This is a genomic window from Nonomuraea sp. WAC 01424 (genome assembly GCF_003947315.1).
Lineage (GTDB): Bacteria > Actinomycetota > Actinomycetes > Streptosporangiales > Streptosporangiaceae > Nonomuraea > Nonomuraea spiralis.
Genome location: NZ_QHHZ01000004.1, coordinates 430,764 through 444,357 on the forward strand (window position 1 = coordinate 430,764; position 13,594 = coordinate 444,357).

General features: G+C 70.8%; 12 protein-coding genes. 4 read left to right on the forward strand and 8 right to left on the reverse strand.

The annotated features are described in order from the left end of the window. Nucleotides 1-33: 33 nt before the first annotated feature. The 4 genes from DMB42_RS14135 to DMB42_RS14150 all read right to left on the reverse strand — a co-directional run bounded on the left by DMB42_RS14135 (nt 34) and on the right by DMB42_RS14150 (nt 4,044). Nucleotides 34-1,077, reverse strand: a complete 1,044-nt coding sequence (locus tag DMB42_RS14135) for a ketoacyl-ACP synthase III family protein (protein ID WP_125634538.1) — start codon at nt 1,075-1,077, stop codon at nt 34-36. A 19-nt stretch (nt 1,078-1,096) separates the two neighbouring features. After that, a complete protein-coding gene (locus tag DMB42_RS14140; RefSeq protein WP_125634540.1) occupies nt 1,097-1,348 on the reverse strand; it encodes a phosphopantetheine-binding protein in 252 nt (83 codons plus the stop codon). Continuing rightward, a complete protein-coding gene (locus DMB42_RS14145) occupies nt 1,345-2,355 on the reverse strand; it encodes a ketoacyl-ACP synthase III family protein (RefSeq protein ID WP_229823995.1) in 1,011 nt (336 codons plus the stop codon). Before DMB42_RS14145 ends, DMB42_RS14140 begins: the two co-directional genes overlap by 4 nt. 372 nt (nt 2,356-2,727) lie before the next feature. Next, a complete protein-coding gene (locus tag DMB42_RS14150; protein ID WP_125634544.1) occupies nt 2,728-4,044 on the reverse strand; it encodes a cellulose binding domain-containing protein in 1,317 nt (438 codons plus the stop codon). A gap of 533 nt (nt 4,045-4,577) precedes the next feature. Between DMB42_RS14150 and DMB42_RS14155 the strand changes: the two genes are divergently transcribed. Beyond that, the gene (locus tag DMB42_RS14155) at nt 4,578-4,748 is read left to right on the forward strand and encodes a hypothetical protein (RefSeq protein WP_260477676.1); all 171 of its coding nucleotides are present in this window, start codon (nt 4,578-4,580) and stop codon (nt 4,746-4,748) included. A gap of 174 nt (nt 4,749-4,922) precedes the next feature. Then, entirely contained in the window at nt 4,923-5,177 is a 255-nt protein-coding gene (locus DMB42_RS14160) for a hypothetical protein (RefSeq protein WP_125634548.1), read from the forward strand. A gap of 34 nt (nt 5,178-5,211) precedes the next feature. Here the strand turns inward: DMB42_RS14160 and DMB42_RS14165 are convergent, their stop codons facing one another. Further along, on the reverse strand, nt 5,212-5,880 hold the full coding sequence (locus DMB42_RS14165; RefSeq protein ID WP_125634550.1) for a hypothetical protein: 669 nt from the start codon (nt 5,878-5,880) through the stop codon (nt 5,212-5,214). 381 nt (nt 5,881-6,261) lie between these two features. Between DMB42_RS14165 and DMB42_RS14170 the strand changes: the two genes are divergently transcribed. After that, the gene (locus DMB42_RS14170; protein WP_125634552.1) at nt 6,262-6,867 is read left to right on the forward strand and encodes a hypothetical protein; all 606 of its coding nucleotides are present in this window, start codon (nt 6,262-6,264) and stop codon (nt 6,865-6,867) included. A gap of 135 nt (nt 6,868-7,002) precedes the next feature. On the opposite strand, the gene DMB42_RS14175 is transcribed toward DMB42_RS14170, so the two are convergent. From DMB42_RS14175 to DMB42_RS14185, 3 genes are all read right to left on the reverse strand, one after another. Further along, nucleotides 7,003-8,799 carry a hypothetical protein gene (locus DMB42_RS14175; RefSeq protein WP_125634554.1) on the reverse strand — a complete coding sequence of 599 codons (1,797 nt, stop codon included), beginning with the start codon at nt 8,797-8,799 and terminating at the stop codon, nt 7,003-7,005. Between the two features lie 105 nt (nt 8,800-8,904). Continuing rightward, nucleotides 8,905-9,756 (reverse strand): sigma-70 family RNA polymerase sigma factor, encoded by an 852-nt coding sequence (locus DMB42_RS14180; protein ID WP_125634556.1) that lies wholly within the window; start codon nt 9,754-9,756, stop codon nt 8,905-8,907. Next, nucleotides 9,753-10,916, reverse strand: coding sequence for an FAD-dependent oxidoreductase (locus tag DMB42_RS14185; protein ID WP_125634558.1), 1,164 nt, complete (start codon nt 10,914-10,916; stop codon nt 9,753-9,755). The genes DMB42_RS14180 and DMB42_RS14185 overlap by 4 nt, the downstream gene beginning before the upstream one ends. Nucleotides 10,917-11,305: 389 nt before the next feature. Here DMB42_RS14185 and DMB42_RS14190 point away from each other — a divergent pair, with 389 nt between their 5' ends. Then, nucleotides 11,306-13,591: a LuxR C-terminal-related transcriptional regulator gene (locus DMB42_RS14190; RefSeq protein WP_185844647.1), complete on the forward strand. Its 2,286-nt coding sequence runs from the start codon at nt 11,306-11,308 to the stop codon at nt 13,589-13,591. The last annotated feature ends 3 nt before the right edge of the window (nt 13,592-13,594 follow it).

Here is a 13,594-nt window from a genome sequence, read left to right on the forward strand (position 1 = left end):
GTGTCGACCATCTGTGTTCGTTTCCCTTCGATGTCAGACCCACTGAGGAGTTTCGAGGATTTTGATCACGGCACCGGAGACGGTCACTCCCGGCCCGGTGCCCAGCATCAGCAGGTGATCGCCGGGGCCCAGCTGCCCGGTCGTGAGCAGGTGGTCGAGCGACAGGACCTGATCGCTGGCCCCGCAGTGGCCGATGGTGCGGCCGTAGTCCCAGGTCGAGCGGGACATGGGCAGGTCGACCACGGCCATGCAGCGCTGTTCGACGATCTCCTCGGAGTAGTTCATGAACGCCACCCGGGTGAGGTCGCCGGCCTCGATCCCGCTCTCGTCCAGCACGCGCTCGACGATCTCCATGAGCGCCCGCTGGATGTTGAACAACGCCGAGGTGGCCTCGCCCTTGGGCATGACCTGCTGCCGGAACTGCTCGTTCCGGGCCGCGAAGCTCATCCGGCGCCCGACCGTGACACCCGGCGGGAACAGGGGCTCGCTGCCCCGGTGCAGTTCCTCGGCCTCGGCCACCGTCGTCGTGCAGACCGACATCAGGCGCGCGAATCCGCCGTCCTTGGAGAGCACGAGCGCGCCCGCGGCGTCCCCGCCGATGTAGCCGGGGCCCATCCGCCACCGGTCCATCAGCGGGGTGCCGTAGTTGTCGGCCGAGACCAGCAGGGCGGCCTGCCGGTGCGGAGCGGCGCTCAGGTGGCCGGCCGCGAGTTCCAGGGCGATGAACATCCCGTTGCAGCCCTGCCGGATCTCGGTGGCCAGGACGTCCCCGCCGACGAGGTGACGCTGCAGGTAGGAGTGCGGGGGCCAGCCGTCGGGCCCCTGGTGCCAGGTCGAGGCGTACAGGAGGAGGTCCAGGTCGGCCGGGGCCCGGCCGCTGCGCTTGATCGCGCTGCGCGCCGCGTGCAGGGCCATCTCCGGAGCCGGTACGTCCCCGGCCACCACCGCTCCCGCCAGATTGTGCAGCTCGGCCTCTTCTGCCGGGTACCAGCCCTTGGCGACGGCCTTCTCGACGCTGACGACGGTCCGGGGGAGGTAGGCCCCCACGCCGCTGATGTACGTGTCCGCGTACCGCATGACTCTGTCCTCGTCCCGGTTAAGCGGATTGGAGTTCCCTGACCATCGTCACGATGGTCGCGACGTCCCTGAAGTTCTCGGGGTCGAGCTTCGCGGCGGTGATGGTGACGCCGATGTCCTTGCGGAGGAAGTTCAGCAGGCGCGCCGTGCGCAGGGAGTCGAGCAGCCCCGACACGAGGAGCGGGGTCGTCGCGTCGACCTTGATGTCGTCGCCGTCCAGGACGAGGTTCTCCTGCACGAAGTCGACCAGCCTCTGCGTGATGTCGCTCATGCGCGCGCCCCCTTCGTGACGGGCGAGGTGGACAGGACGCGGAAGGCCGCCGCGGCGACCGACGTACCGGAGCCGAACCCGACCATGAGCAGGTGGTCGCCGGCGACGAGCCCGCCGGTCGCGATCAGATGCTCGAAGGCGATGAACTGGTCCACCGCGCCGCAGTGGCCGACGCGCCGCCCGTAGTCCCAGGTCGTCTGGTCCTCGTCGATGCCCAGCCAGGACATCTGCCCGTCCAGGTCCTCGCGGCGGCCGTGCGGGAAGGCCACCTTCGTGATGTCGGAGAGCCCGATCCCGGCCTCCTCCAAAGTCTGTTCGACCTGCTGCATCATCGTCTTCTGGATCGTCAGGTGGATCCCGGTCCCCTGCGCCTTGAGCAGCCGCTGGCGGAACTCCTCGTGCCGGTCCCCGAAGCTCAGCCCCCTGCCGACGGTGGCGTCCGGGGGGAACAGGGGATAGGCGCCGTCGTTGACCGCGTCGGCCTCCGGGATCACCGTCACGTTCACCGACAGGAGCTCGGCCATGCCGTAGTCCTTGCCGAGCACGATCGCCGCCGCGGCGTCGCCGATCAGCGCCCCGGGGGTCATCCGCCAGCGGTCCACCAGCGGCGTGCCGTGGTTGTCGGAGGAGACGACCACGGCCGTGTCCCGGTCCGCACCGGCCTGGAGGTAGCTCGCCGCCAGTTCGAGCGAGCTGATCATCCCTACGCAGCCGCTCCGGATCTCGTGCGCCGGCACGCCCCCGCCGAGCAGGTGCATCTGCAGGTAGTGCTGAGGCTGCCAGCCGTTCGGGCCCTGGTGCCAGACCGACGGGTAGAGCAGCAGGTCCAGATCGCGGGGGGAGGACTCACCCCAGCGGTCGTACGCGTCCAGGACCGCGAGCCGCGCCATCTCGGGCGCGGGCATGTCCCCGGCCACCGCCGCGCCGATCTGCCGGAATTCCTCGGCCTCCGCGGCCGGGTACCAGCCCTCGCGGACCGCCTGCTCGACGCTCACGCTGTCAGGCACATAAACGCCTAAGCTCCTGACAAACATGTTGGATGTACGCACACGTCCCCTTACTCATCGACGAATCCCGGACAGCGGCCTTCAGCAGGGGAAGGCGGCTTATCCGATTCATTTCGGGCCCCGGGAATCACGCGGCCCCGGCCGGTCAGCGAATACGACGCGAAATGGGCCGGAGGGCCGTCCCGGGTAAGGATAGGGCTGGCCCGTCGGATAAAGCAATATTTTGATCCGCGACCTTCCGTGACCAAGTGTCGACGGAACGTGTCGCATTCAGGAAATAAGTATTTCCGCTTTGTGGCGCGGTTTATCCGAATGTAATTCTGGAGAGCGCGCCGGGCCGTCGCCATTCGGTCCCGCCCGGCGCGCGTCGTCTCAGGGCACTCGCGTGCAGGGGATGTTGTTCAGTTTGAACTGGGCGGGAATGGCGTTCGTCCCGGTGACGTTCGCCGTGAAGCCGAGGCCCTGGCTGGAGCCGGGACCGATGTAGGTGTTGGTGCCGTCGTCGCGGGCGGTCACCTGCGTGCCGGTCTGGGTCACCGTGGAGTTCCAGGAGTTCGTGACCAGCTGGTTGCCCGCCCAGGTCCACGTCAGGGCCCAGCCGTAGATGGGGGTCGTGCCGGTGTTCCTGATGGTCGCGGTGCCGTTGAACGCCCCGGGCCAGACCTCGGTGGCGTAGGTGACCTCGCAGGAGGTGCCCATCTTGAGCCCGCCGCGCACGAAGGTCGCGAAGTTGGCCCAGGTGGGGTTGATCGTGCCCGTGCCGACGGTCTCGGTGCAGTCCGTGGTGGTGGAGACGGTCTGCGAACCGAAATGGGCGGGGTCCATGATCTGGGGCACCATGTGGTCCGCGCCGGGCACCGAGATGAACGTGGCGTCACCGCACTGAGCCTTGATCCTGTTGTAGAGCAGGACGCTCTGCCCGTGCGGCACCAGGAAGTCGGCCTGGCCGTGCAGGAACATCAGCGGCGGATCGTTGCTGTCGACGTACGTCATCGGGTTGGCCTGCGCCACGGTGGCCGGGCAGGTCTGGATCGGGCAGCCGACCAGGAGGGACTCCGGGGAGGCGGGGGAGTCGTGGTCCAGCCCGCCGGTCGGCAGGTTCTGCGAGTTCATCTGCAGGAAGTTGGTCGGGCTGAAGAAGGCGACCCCCGTCTGCACGGCGCTGGAGACGCCGGTCGTGCCGAGCGTGCCCTCCAGCGCGGGCACGCCGCCGGACAGGGTGGCCATCTCCGTCAGCCAGCCGCCGGAGGAGTCGCCCATGATCGCGAAGCGGTTGGGATCGAGCTGGTACGTACTGGCGTTCGCGCGCAGCCAGCGGATCGCCGACTTGATGTCGTGAACCTGGGCCGGGAAGATCGCCTGTGAGCTGGACCGGACGCTGACGCCGGCCACGGCGAAGCCGAGCGGGTTGAAGATCGCCGCGATGGCGTCCGCGCCGGCCTTGCCGTTGTCGCTGCTCCACGCCGAGCCGGTGTGCCAGATCAGCAGCGGCCGGGGCGTGATGCCGGTGGCGGGCAGGTAGAGGTCCAGGAGGTGCCCCTTGCTGCCGGCCGGTTGTGCGGGCGCGTAAGCGATATCGATGAACGTCTGCGTGGCGTGAGCCGGCGGCGCGAAGGCCGCCGGCACTCCGACGGCGGCCAGCACGGTCATCGCCAAGCCGATGAAGGCCGTGCGGATTCGAGCTTGCATGGTGCGACTCCGGTTGGTCGGATGATCGCCGCTTTCCGTGGCCGTGCGTGTCTCGTCCGGCGGCAGGGCAGCCGTGATCGGCGTGCCGACCGTAGCGCCTGTGAGAACAACGTCGTGCTCGAGTGTCGCGGCTCACATCGATATGGGCGGGGAGACGATATGACACGTATGCGACGATGGTCAAAGTTTTCGTGCTGTCGTTTCCTGGCGGCCGGGGAAGCGGCATAAATCGTACTTTGGGGGCGTAAGGCGCGGAGACGGCCCCAGAGCATCCATGGCATGCACAGGCGGTCGGATACGCACCCACGAGGTCTTTCTCGGCCGTCCGGTCCGCAATTGACAGCGGCCGCAACTCCGTGCGCCGTTCCCCGGCAACGCCGATGAAAGTTTCACGAACTCCGGCGGTCGATTCCGCCGTGACAATCATTCCGGCGCGGTGGGTGATAATGTCCTCCGTCATGATCTCCCCAGTCGCAGGAGGACGAATGCGAAAGGCACGCGCTGTTCTCGTCTCAGCCGTCATGGTTCTCGGAGTGACGCTGACGGTCGGCGCCGCCCCGGCGCACGCCGAAAGACTGGCCGGCGTCTTCCGGGAACACTCGGAGTGCGAGCGGACCGGCACCTACGGCATCACCCAGACCTGGTGGGACGACTATTCATGCGAGTGGCAGAGCCAGTACCTCTACTACTTCCTCTACGCGTGACCTCGTGAGACGCACGCGCCCCCGGTCCGATCCTCAGGGCCCGGGGGCGCGTGCGCCCTCACCACGAGCCCGGGAGGCGGACGTCCCGGCCGCGGAAAATCATCCCTGAGGGGGACGGGGAATCAAGGGTCGCTTTGACGACCGGGGAGAGGGACGACTTCTACCGTTCCGTCCATGGTTTTCAACACGAACACATTCCGCCGCGCCGCAGCTGGCGCCGGCCTTGTCCTCTCCGTCCTCGCCCTTCCCGTGGCGGCACAGGCTGCCACGGCGCAGACCTCCACGACCCCGGTCATGGTCGGCGTCTACCCGACGTCGGACGCGTGCGCTCGTGCGGCCGCCACGTACACCGCCGCCGGGAAGACCGCTTCCTGCCGTCCGAGCAGCATCTACGCGCGGCCTCCCTACTGGATGCTGTACGTCTCGTAGCCCGGTGCGATCGGGCGCGAAGCCCGGCGACCGGCTACGCGGGGCGCAGCAGTTCCTCGCGCCTGGTCAGCAGCCGGCTGGTCTCGGCCAGCAGCTGGGCACGGCGTGCCTTGAGGTACGCACAGGTGTCGCGCACCCACCGCGCCAGCTTCTCCACTTCGGCCCGGGTCTTCTCGATGCGCTGATGCTTGAGCACATCGCTGATGATGTTGTCGAAGAAGGTGTCCACGAACCATCGGGTGTCCACCTTCGGCATCACCGGCCCGGCCGTGATCCCGATGTCGGCCAGCTCGCGGGAGAAGACGTCCAGAGCGCGCTGGGCGTGCCAGGCGGCCTTGTCGGCGCTGGTCAGCTTGTCGTGCTCGAAGACGTCGGCGAGCAGGCCGCCGCCGAACATGTCGAAGGTGGAGGCGGTCCTGGCGGAGTTGAGCAGGCGCAGCACGACGCCGAGCGCCTCGTACGCGCCCTGCCCCGCCCGGTGGGCCTCCTCGCACTCACGCGTGTCGGAGCTCGCCCGGTTGAGCGCGGCGCCCAGGTCGGCCAGCTCACGCGCGAGTGGATCATCGCTCCGGATGAGCTGCCGCTCCTTCTCGGCCAGCAGCCGGGCGTACTCCCGGGACGCGGGGTCGAGCACGACCAGCTCGGCGTCGGCCGCCACCACGTCCGCTTCGAGCCGCGCGCAGGCGCCGGACGTGCTCGGCACGGCGCATTCTGCCGGACGCCTCGCGCAGCTGTTCGTCAAGTTCCGGAGAGAGGGTCACACCATGACGACGAACAGGCCGGACCGGACGTTCCGTGCAAATCCCCGAGCGTGGCGTCTCCTCCCGCCCTGCCCCCAGATCCAACTGATCCACAAGAAGCGCTCCCGACGCTGCTGGACAGGCGTACGAACAAGCTCGTGTGGCCCGCGGTCGTGCTCACCCTGACCGCGCTCGTCACCACCCCACCGCCCAGGCCACGGCGACCGGTACCGGAGAGCCGGGACGGCCACTATTTCGGGTGGCCGTAATGTCCGTGACGCCGCCCGTTCAGTGACAGCGGTAATGATCTTCGCGTTGCTCTTTCCGGCAGATCAGGAGTTCTCGTGAAGCGCATGATCTCGCTCGTGGCCGCGCTGCTCGGCGGGGCGGCGCTGCTCATGGCGGGCGCCGCCCCCGCCTCGGCGGACGTCGACTACTACAAGATCAACGGAAGCAAGACGATCCAGAGCCAGAACAACAACGTGAACTTCAGCGCCAAGTCCGGCCGCTGCAACTACCAGGCGAAGTTCATCATCCAGACGGGAGGGGCGGGAGCGCCCAACACGCCGGGCGCCTACCTTTGGATCATGGGCAAGCTGCTGCCCGGCTACCCCGTGGTCAACGGCAAGCCCAACTGCCAGGTCATGGTCTCCGGCCACCTGTACGACTGGAGCAGCAACACTTTCGACTCGACGGACCTGACGATGGCTCCGCAATACGGAGACACCTCGAACTTCGACATGTGGATCAAGACGAAACTCGGAGACTACGCGAATTACTCCGGCAAGACGCTGATGTACGTTGATCTGTCCGTCAGGGACCTGGGCTGGAGCAACTACCTCAACGAGAGTGTCGTGACCAAGTTCTACGACATCAGGATGTGCTCGCCGGGTGGATCCAAGCCCAAGTGGGACTGCGGCTGGTACCGGAGCGGCACCGGCGACCAGTGACCCGGGACCGAGCTCCACGTCCGTGACACCCCCGACACCCCACCGGCGTCCGCGGCCGGGGGTGTCGCCCCTCCAAGACCACAGTCGGCCTGCGGATCAGGGTGTGGACCGTTAGATCCGGACGCGCCCGCATGGTCACCCGCGCGGGCGATGGACGACCTTGTCCGTCGAACGGCCGGGATAGACCACGAGCAGGTGCTCCTCCAGCGGCGCGTCGGGGTCGTCCTCGTCCCACGGCACCGTACGGGCATGGACGCGCAGGCGGTAGCCGCCCGGACCGGCGACGGCCAGGTCGGGCAGCGGCCCCGCCGCCCCGCTGCCGCCGCCCTCGGGGTACGTCGGCACGACCAGGCGGCCGCTGCGGCTGACGATGCCCACCTCGACCACCTGGTCCCAGCCGGCGAGCCGGAGCGGCGGGGCACGGTCGAACGCCTTGACCGTCATGCACATCGGCGCGTTCTCCTCGGAGGTCACGATGGCGGCGCCGCTGCCGGCGGCGTCGATGAACCCGTCCTCGATGGCGTCGAAGATGTCGGCGGCCTCACCGTCACCGCCGTAGATGTCCCCGGGATCGCCTTCGCTGTCGTCGCGGTCGTCGTAGACGGCGTAGCCGCCCCCTTCGGACAACATGTACGCGGCCGTGCCCTGCCGCCTGGCCCGCACCTTGGGCCACGGGTCGGCGCACCGGGCGTTCGCCTCGGCCTTCCACCTGGCCTCTTGCAGGTCACGCTCGGCCTGGGCGCGGTACGCGTCGGCGGTCTGCCGGGCGACGACGCCGGGACACAGGTACTCAAGGGCCGCGGTCAGCTCGATGACGTCCCCCATGCCGCCGGCCCGCTCGTGCAGCGTTCGCCGTTCCCGGTCGCCGGGCAGGGCGCACAGTTGCGCGCCGTAGGCGAGGACACGCTGGTCGGCCAGCCGTTCGGGGAACATCGTGCCCGCGGCGAAGGTCTCGTTCCTGGCCAGGCAGAGGAACGACCGCCGCCGTTCCCCGGGCCCGAGGCCGGTCGCGGGGCGCAGCCGGTCGCGGCAGCCCTCGTCGGCGGCCGTGTAGGTGAGCCGGGCGTCCCGCTCCGCGCCCACGACCGCCATCGGCAACACGAGCACGAACGCGGCGGCGGCGAGCAACCGCGGCGCCCGCCCGGTTCCGGCCGCCGCCCCGTCCGGGCGGGGCGCGGCGAGCTCGTGCGCGGCACGCGCCGCCCACACGACGAGCAGCCCGCCGAGCGCCTGCACGACGAGCGACAGGCCGTCGAACGCCAGCCATTCCTGGAGCAGCGCGAACGCCGTCGGGAGCAGCAGGGCGGTCCAGCCGACCGCGACCGTGACGGCGCTGAACCGGCCGTCGCGTCGCTGCCCGGCGATGATCATCACCTTGCAGCCGACGGTGGCCATCACCAGCGGGAGCGCAGCCGCGGGCGGGACCTCGGCCAACGGCCGCAGCGCCGCGCCCAGCACTCCGGTCAGGCCGAGCCCGAGTGCGACGCCCCGGAACCGGGCCGACACCCCGGAGAGGGCCCGTACCAGCAGGAACATCGTGGCGGTCCACACGGCCCAGCGCACGACGTGCTCCGCGACGCCGGACAGGTCGTCGAGGAGCTCCCAGAGCAGCAGGTCGCCGAGCACGTCCGCGTAGAGCAGGCGCCGCAGCCACACCACCTCGCGCGGCAGCGTTGCGGCGCGCGGCGCGGCGGGCCCGCGCAGGATCTGCCACAGCGCCCACGCGTTGAGCACGCAGATCGCCGCGGGCAGGAGCCGCGCCTCGTCGTCCGACGGCCAGAAACGCGCCGTCGCGACGACGACGAACCACCGCCCGCCGTCGTACCAGGCGGCGACGGTGGCGGTGGTCAGGTAGAGCGCGACGGCGACGGCGGCCGGACGCCCGAAGCGGTGACGGGCCAGCCCCGGCATGTCCCCGATGTGACTCTTCATGTTCGAGCGCCATTCAAGCGCCTGTCAGCCTTTTTGTCACGGGTTGGATCGGGGATTCGGTCACCCCTCAATTCCCCGGGGCGACCGGGCGTTCCGCTCCTTCGGTCAGACGGTCAGACGGGTCAGTTTGTCGGGGTTGAGGATGCCGTAGACCTCGCTGACGCGGTTCCCGTCCTCGCCGACGACCGCCACCAGCACCGCGTACGGCCGGCCGTCGGCGAACACGGCCGCTGTCGGCGGCCCGTCCTCGGTGGACCAGCGCACCGTCACCTCGGCGTCGACCGGCGCCACCCGCGCCCGCAGCCTGCTCACCCGATCGCTGCCGGTGACGGGACGCAGGGCGGCCCTGGTCCGTCCGCCGCCGTCGGTCCGCAGCGTCACGTCGGGGGCGAGCACCTCCATCAGGTGTGGGATGCTCCCGCCGAGCGCCGCGTCGAGGAACCGTTCGGCGGCGGCCTGCGCGGCGGCCCGCTGGGTGCCGAACCTCGGACGCCGCGCCTGGACGTGTGCACGCGCCCGGTGGGTGAGCTGGCGTACGGCGGCGGGGGAGCGGTCGAGGATGCGCGCGATCTCGGTGTGCGGGAAACCGAACGCCTCGTGCAGGATGAACGCCGCCCGCTCCAGCGGGGAGAGCGTCTCCAGCACCACCATCAGCCCGTACGCGATGGTCTGGGCGCGGGCCACGTCCTCGGCCGGGTCCCGGGCCGGGCCGGAGGCGGGCTCGGGCAGCCAGGGGCCGGTGTACTCGTGATGGAGCCGGTCGCGTTCGTCCAGGGCCAGCCGGGTGACGATGCGGACGAGGCAGGCGCGGGGGTTGTCCACCCGGTCGCGGTCGACGCCGTGCCAGCGCACCCACGTCTCCTGGACGACGTCCTCGGCGTCGCCGGCACTGCCCAGAATGTCGTGCGCGAGGCTGAACAGCAGGTTGCGGTGGGTGTGGAAGGCATCCTGGCTCATCGGACGGCCTGTCCGGCGACGCGCAGCGCGCGCAGGGCGCCCTCGGCGGCCCTGATCGCGCTGTTGACGGAGATCTCGCCGCGCATGCCGGGCGCGGCCACCATGTCGCCCGCCAGGAACACGCCGTCCCCGCGATCGATCGCCGGGCGGTCGCGCCACGTCCGGCCCGGCAGGTCGAGCGCGCCGGTGCGATGCCTGGCCGTGCCGGATCGCCGCCAGGTGACGCGGTCGCGCCAGCCGGGCACCGCCAGGTCGGCCAGCGCCTCGGCCCGCCCGGTCGCCTCGGGCCTGCTCTCGCCGGGCCGGATCGGCACGTCGATCTGGAACAGCGTCTCGCCCTCCGGGGCGGCGGTGGGGTCCTGCATGGAGCAACTCTCGTGGAAGCCGCCGCCGTCCAGGTCCCAACAGATGAAACGGTCGCCGCGCGCCGAGCATACGGCCAGGTCGAACAGCACGCAGTTGCCGCTCTCCCAACGCAACGTGTCGTCGCCGAGCAGCACCCGGGCCGAGGACAACTCGGTGGCCACGATCGTGGGCCCGTCCGGCAGCTCGTTCGCCCGGGAACCCAGTTCGACGCGGACGCCGAGGTCGCGGGCCCGGGTGGCGAGCCGGTCGATCACCGCCTGCCAGCCGCCGATCACCCAGCGGACCGCCGGCGGGCGCGGGGCGAACACGCGGCGCAGCAGGCCCCACACGAACGCCGCCGACAACCGTCCCGTGTCGGCGTCGAACGTCACCACACTGATCGCGTTGGCGGCGATCCGGGCCGCGCGCTCGCCGTACCGGCCGGCGGCCCAGGTGTGGAAGTCCACCTCCACGGGGGCCGTCCGGGGGCCGGTCGCCATCATCCGGACGAAGGCGGCGGGCGGCAGTCGCCGCATCCGGCCGTCCCGTACGAACCCCATCCGGTAGTCGCGGATCGCCGGCCGGCCCAGCGCGCCGATCAGGCCCCGCTCCTTCAGCCACGTCCAGTGCGGGCCGTCGGCGTAGAAGACGTGCGCGCCCTCATGAGCCAGGTACGGCCCGCCGATCGCCCGCCCGCGCCCGCCGAGACTCCGGTGCGCCTCGTGCACCGTCACCTCCGCGCCCGCCTCAGCGCAGACGACGGCCGCCACCAGTCCCGCCAGCCCGCCGCCGACCACCGTGATCTTCTTCGCCATTCTGTTCCCCTTTCCTCATCATCCATGAGAAGGAAAGAGCGCCCGGAGTGTGACATCAGGGGCCGGCGCGCGGGTGTCCCCCCATGGCGCGGGGACCTGGTGACCGCTCACCGGGTCCCCGCGCGGTGGCGGGCTCAGGTCACGGTGGACCTGAGCGGCCCGGCCAGGGTGGTGTAGCCGTCGTTGTGGAAGTACCAGGCCGCGTAGGCGCCCGGACCGTCGGCCCAGCCGTAAGGGGGAGATCACGTCCGTTCCGTGGCGGCGGGCTCTCGCGTCCTGCCGGGCCGCGTCCATGGGTGCTCTGAGCTGCGTTGATAGCATGAGATGTGGCTCCGAGGACGGCGTCGAGGCGGCCGGCCGGCAATCTTCCCGCCGACAGCGAGGAGATCGTGGGGCGCCGGCGTGAGGTGGCGGATCTCAGGCGGTTGCTGGCCTCCACCCGCCTGCTGACGCTCACCGGCCCCGGCGGCGTGGGCAAGACGCGCCTCGCCGTCCACGTGGCGGCCAGGACGCGGCGCGCCTTCTCCGACGGTGTGTGGCTCGTGCAACTGGCCTCCCTCCAGGACGCGAACCTGCTGGGACGGGCCGTGGCCGAGGTGCTGGGCGTACGTGACAAGGGGTCGCGCTTCTCCATGGAGACGCTGGCCGACCATTTGCGGGACCGGCGGACCCTGCTGGTCCTGGACAACTGCGAACATCTCGTCGACGCGTGTGCCGCCTTCGCCGACGAGCTGATCAGGGCCGTCCCGGAGGTGCGCATCCTGGCGACCAGCCGCGAGGCGCTGGGTGTCCCGGCCGAGGTCCGGTACGTCGTGCCCCCGTTGTCGCTGCCGCCGGACGACCAGTGCCTGACGGCCGAGAACGCGGGCCGCTACGAGGCGGTGACCCTGTTCATGGAACGTGCCAAGGCCATCGACCCGTCGTTCGGCAGGGCTCCCGACCATCGCGGCGTGGCCAGGATCTGCCGGCTGGTCGACGGCATTCCCCTGGCCATCGAGCTGGCGGCGGTGCAGTCGCGGGTCCTGTCCCTCGACCAGATCGCCGACCGGCTCGGCGACCACCTCGGCGTACTCACGCGGGGTTATCGGACCTCCGTGCCCCGGCACCAGACGTTGCGGGCCGCGGTCGCCTGGAGCTTCGAGTTGTGCTCGCCGCGGGAGCGGCTGCTCTGGCAGCGCCTCACGGTCTTCTCCGGCGGCTTCGACCTGGACGCCGCCGAGGAGGTGTGCGCGGGCGACGGCCTGGCGCGTGAGGACCTGCTGCCGCTGCTCGCCGCGCTCATCGACAAGTCCGTCCTGACGCACGACAACACCGGCCCGCAGGCCCGGTACGGCATGCTGGAGCTGCTGCGCCAGTACGGCGCCGAACGGCTGGCCGGCAGCGGTTCGCAGGCGGACGTGCGGCGGCGCCACCTCGACCACTTCCGGCGGCTGGCCGAGCGGGCGCAGGCGAGCTGGTTCACCGCCCTGCAGGCGGACTCCTACAGCAGCGTGGTCCGCGAGATGCCCAACTTCCGGGCGGCGCTGGAGTACGCGCTCTCCGACCCCGACCAGGCCGGGACGGGCCTGCGGATCGTCACCAGGCTGTACGGCTACTGGGTGCACTTCGGCGGCTTCAGCGAGGCCCGCCACTGGCTCGACCGTGCCGTCCGGCGGATGCGGGACGCTGATCCGGCCCGCTTCGGGGCGCTGGCGACGCAGGCGCTGTTCGCCCTGATGCAGGGGGAGGTCGAGGCGGCGGTGCCGCTGATCGACGAGTGCCGCGCGCTGGCCGGGGAGCAGCGGGACCGCGGCGAGCGGGCGATGGTGACGTTCCTGTCCGGCCGGCTGGCCCTGTTGCTCGGCGACTATCGCGGCGCCGTCCGCCAGCTGGAGGAGACCGTCGACCGGTACGGGACGGCCGCCGCCGGGGACGACGTGCCGCAGGGGCCCTTCCTGCCGATCTTCTACCTGGCGCTGGCGGCCGCCTTCGGCGGGGACCCGCGGGCCGCCGCCTTCGCGGCCCGCTGCCGGAAGACCGCCGAGGACGCCGGGGCGCAGGGCGAGATCTCCATGGGCGTGTGGGTCGAGGGCATGGAACGCTGGCTGGCGGGGGAGACGGAGCGGGCGCTGGAGTTGATCCGCGCCAGCATCCGCATCGGCCGTACGACCGGCTACCGCTACGGTGCGGCCTGGAACATCGAGTCCCTGGCCTGGGCGACGGCCGCGCAAGGACGGGACGACCGGGCGGCGCGGCTGCTCGGCGCGGCCACCTCGATCCGGCGGGCGCTGGGCCTGTCACTGCCCGGCTTCCACGCCTACGCGGTCGCGCACGACGAGGCGGAGGCGGCACTGCGTGCCGGACTGGGCGACACGGGGTTCGAGGAAGCCTTCGAGCGCGGCGCCGGCCTCGACTTCGACGAGGCCGTCACGTACGCCCTGGAGGAACCGGAGAACGACGCCGATGCCACCGTACGGCCACGTGCCGAGCCCGCGGAGCTGACCCCGCGCGAGCTGGAGGTGGCCGGCCTCATCGCCAGAGGGGTGCGCAACAAGGAGATCGCCGCCCGGCTGGTCATCTCGCCCCGTACGGCCGAGGGGCACGTGGAACACATCCTGACCAAGCTCGGATTCACCTCGCGCACCCAGATCGCCGCCTGGTACTTCGACCACGTGGCGCCCCCGCCGCAGGAGTAGGCG

Coding starts and splice junctions, on each gene's coding strand:
- DMB42_RS14140 (WP_125634540.1), bottom strand. CDS start 1,348: ATGAGCGACATCACGCAGAGGCTGGTCGACTTCGTGCAGGAGAACCTC.
- DMB42_RS14150 (WP_125634544.1), bottom strand. CDS start 4,044: ATGCAAGCTCGAATCCGCACGGCCTTCATCGGCTTGGCGATGACCGTG.
- DMB42_RS14160 (WP_125634548.1), top strand. CDS start 4,923: ATGGTTTTCAACACGAACACATTCCGCCGCGCCGCAGCTGGCGCCGGC.
- DMB42_RS14185 (WP_125634558.1), bottom strand. CDS start 10,916: ATGGCGAAGAAGATCACGGTGGTCGGCGGCGGGCTGGCGGGACTGGTG.
- DMB42_RS14175 (WP_125634554.1), bottom strand. CDS start 8,799: ATGAAGAGTCACATCGGGGACATGCCGGGGCTGGCCCGTCACCGCTTC.
- DMB42_RS14180 (WP_125634556.1), bottom strand. CDS start 9,756: ATGAGCCAGGATGCCTTCCACACCCACCGCAACCTGCTGTTCAGCCTC.
- DMB42_RS14135 (WP_125634538.1), bottom strand. CDS start 1,077: ATGCGGTACGCGGACACGTACATCAGCGGCGTGGGGGCCTACCTCCCC.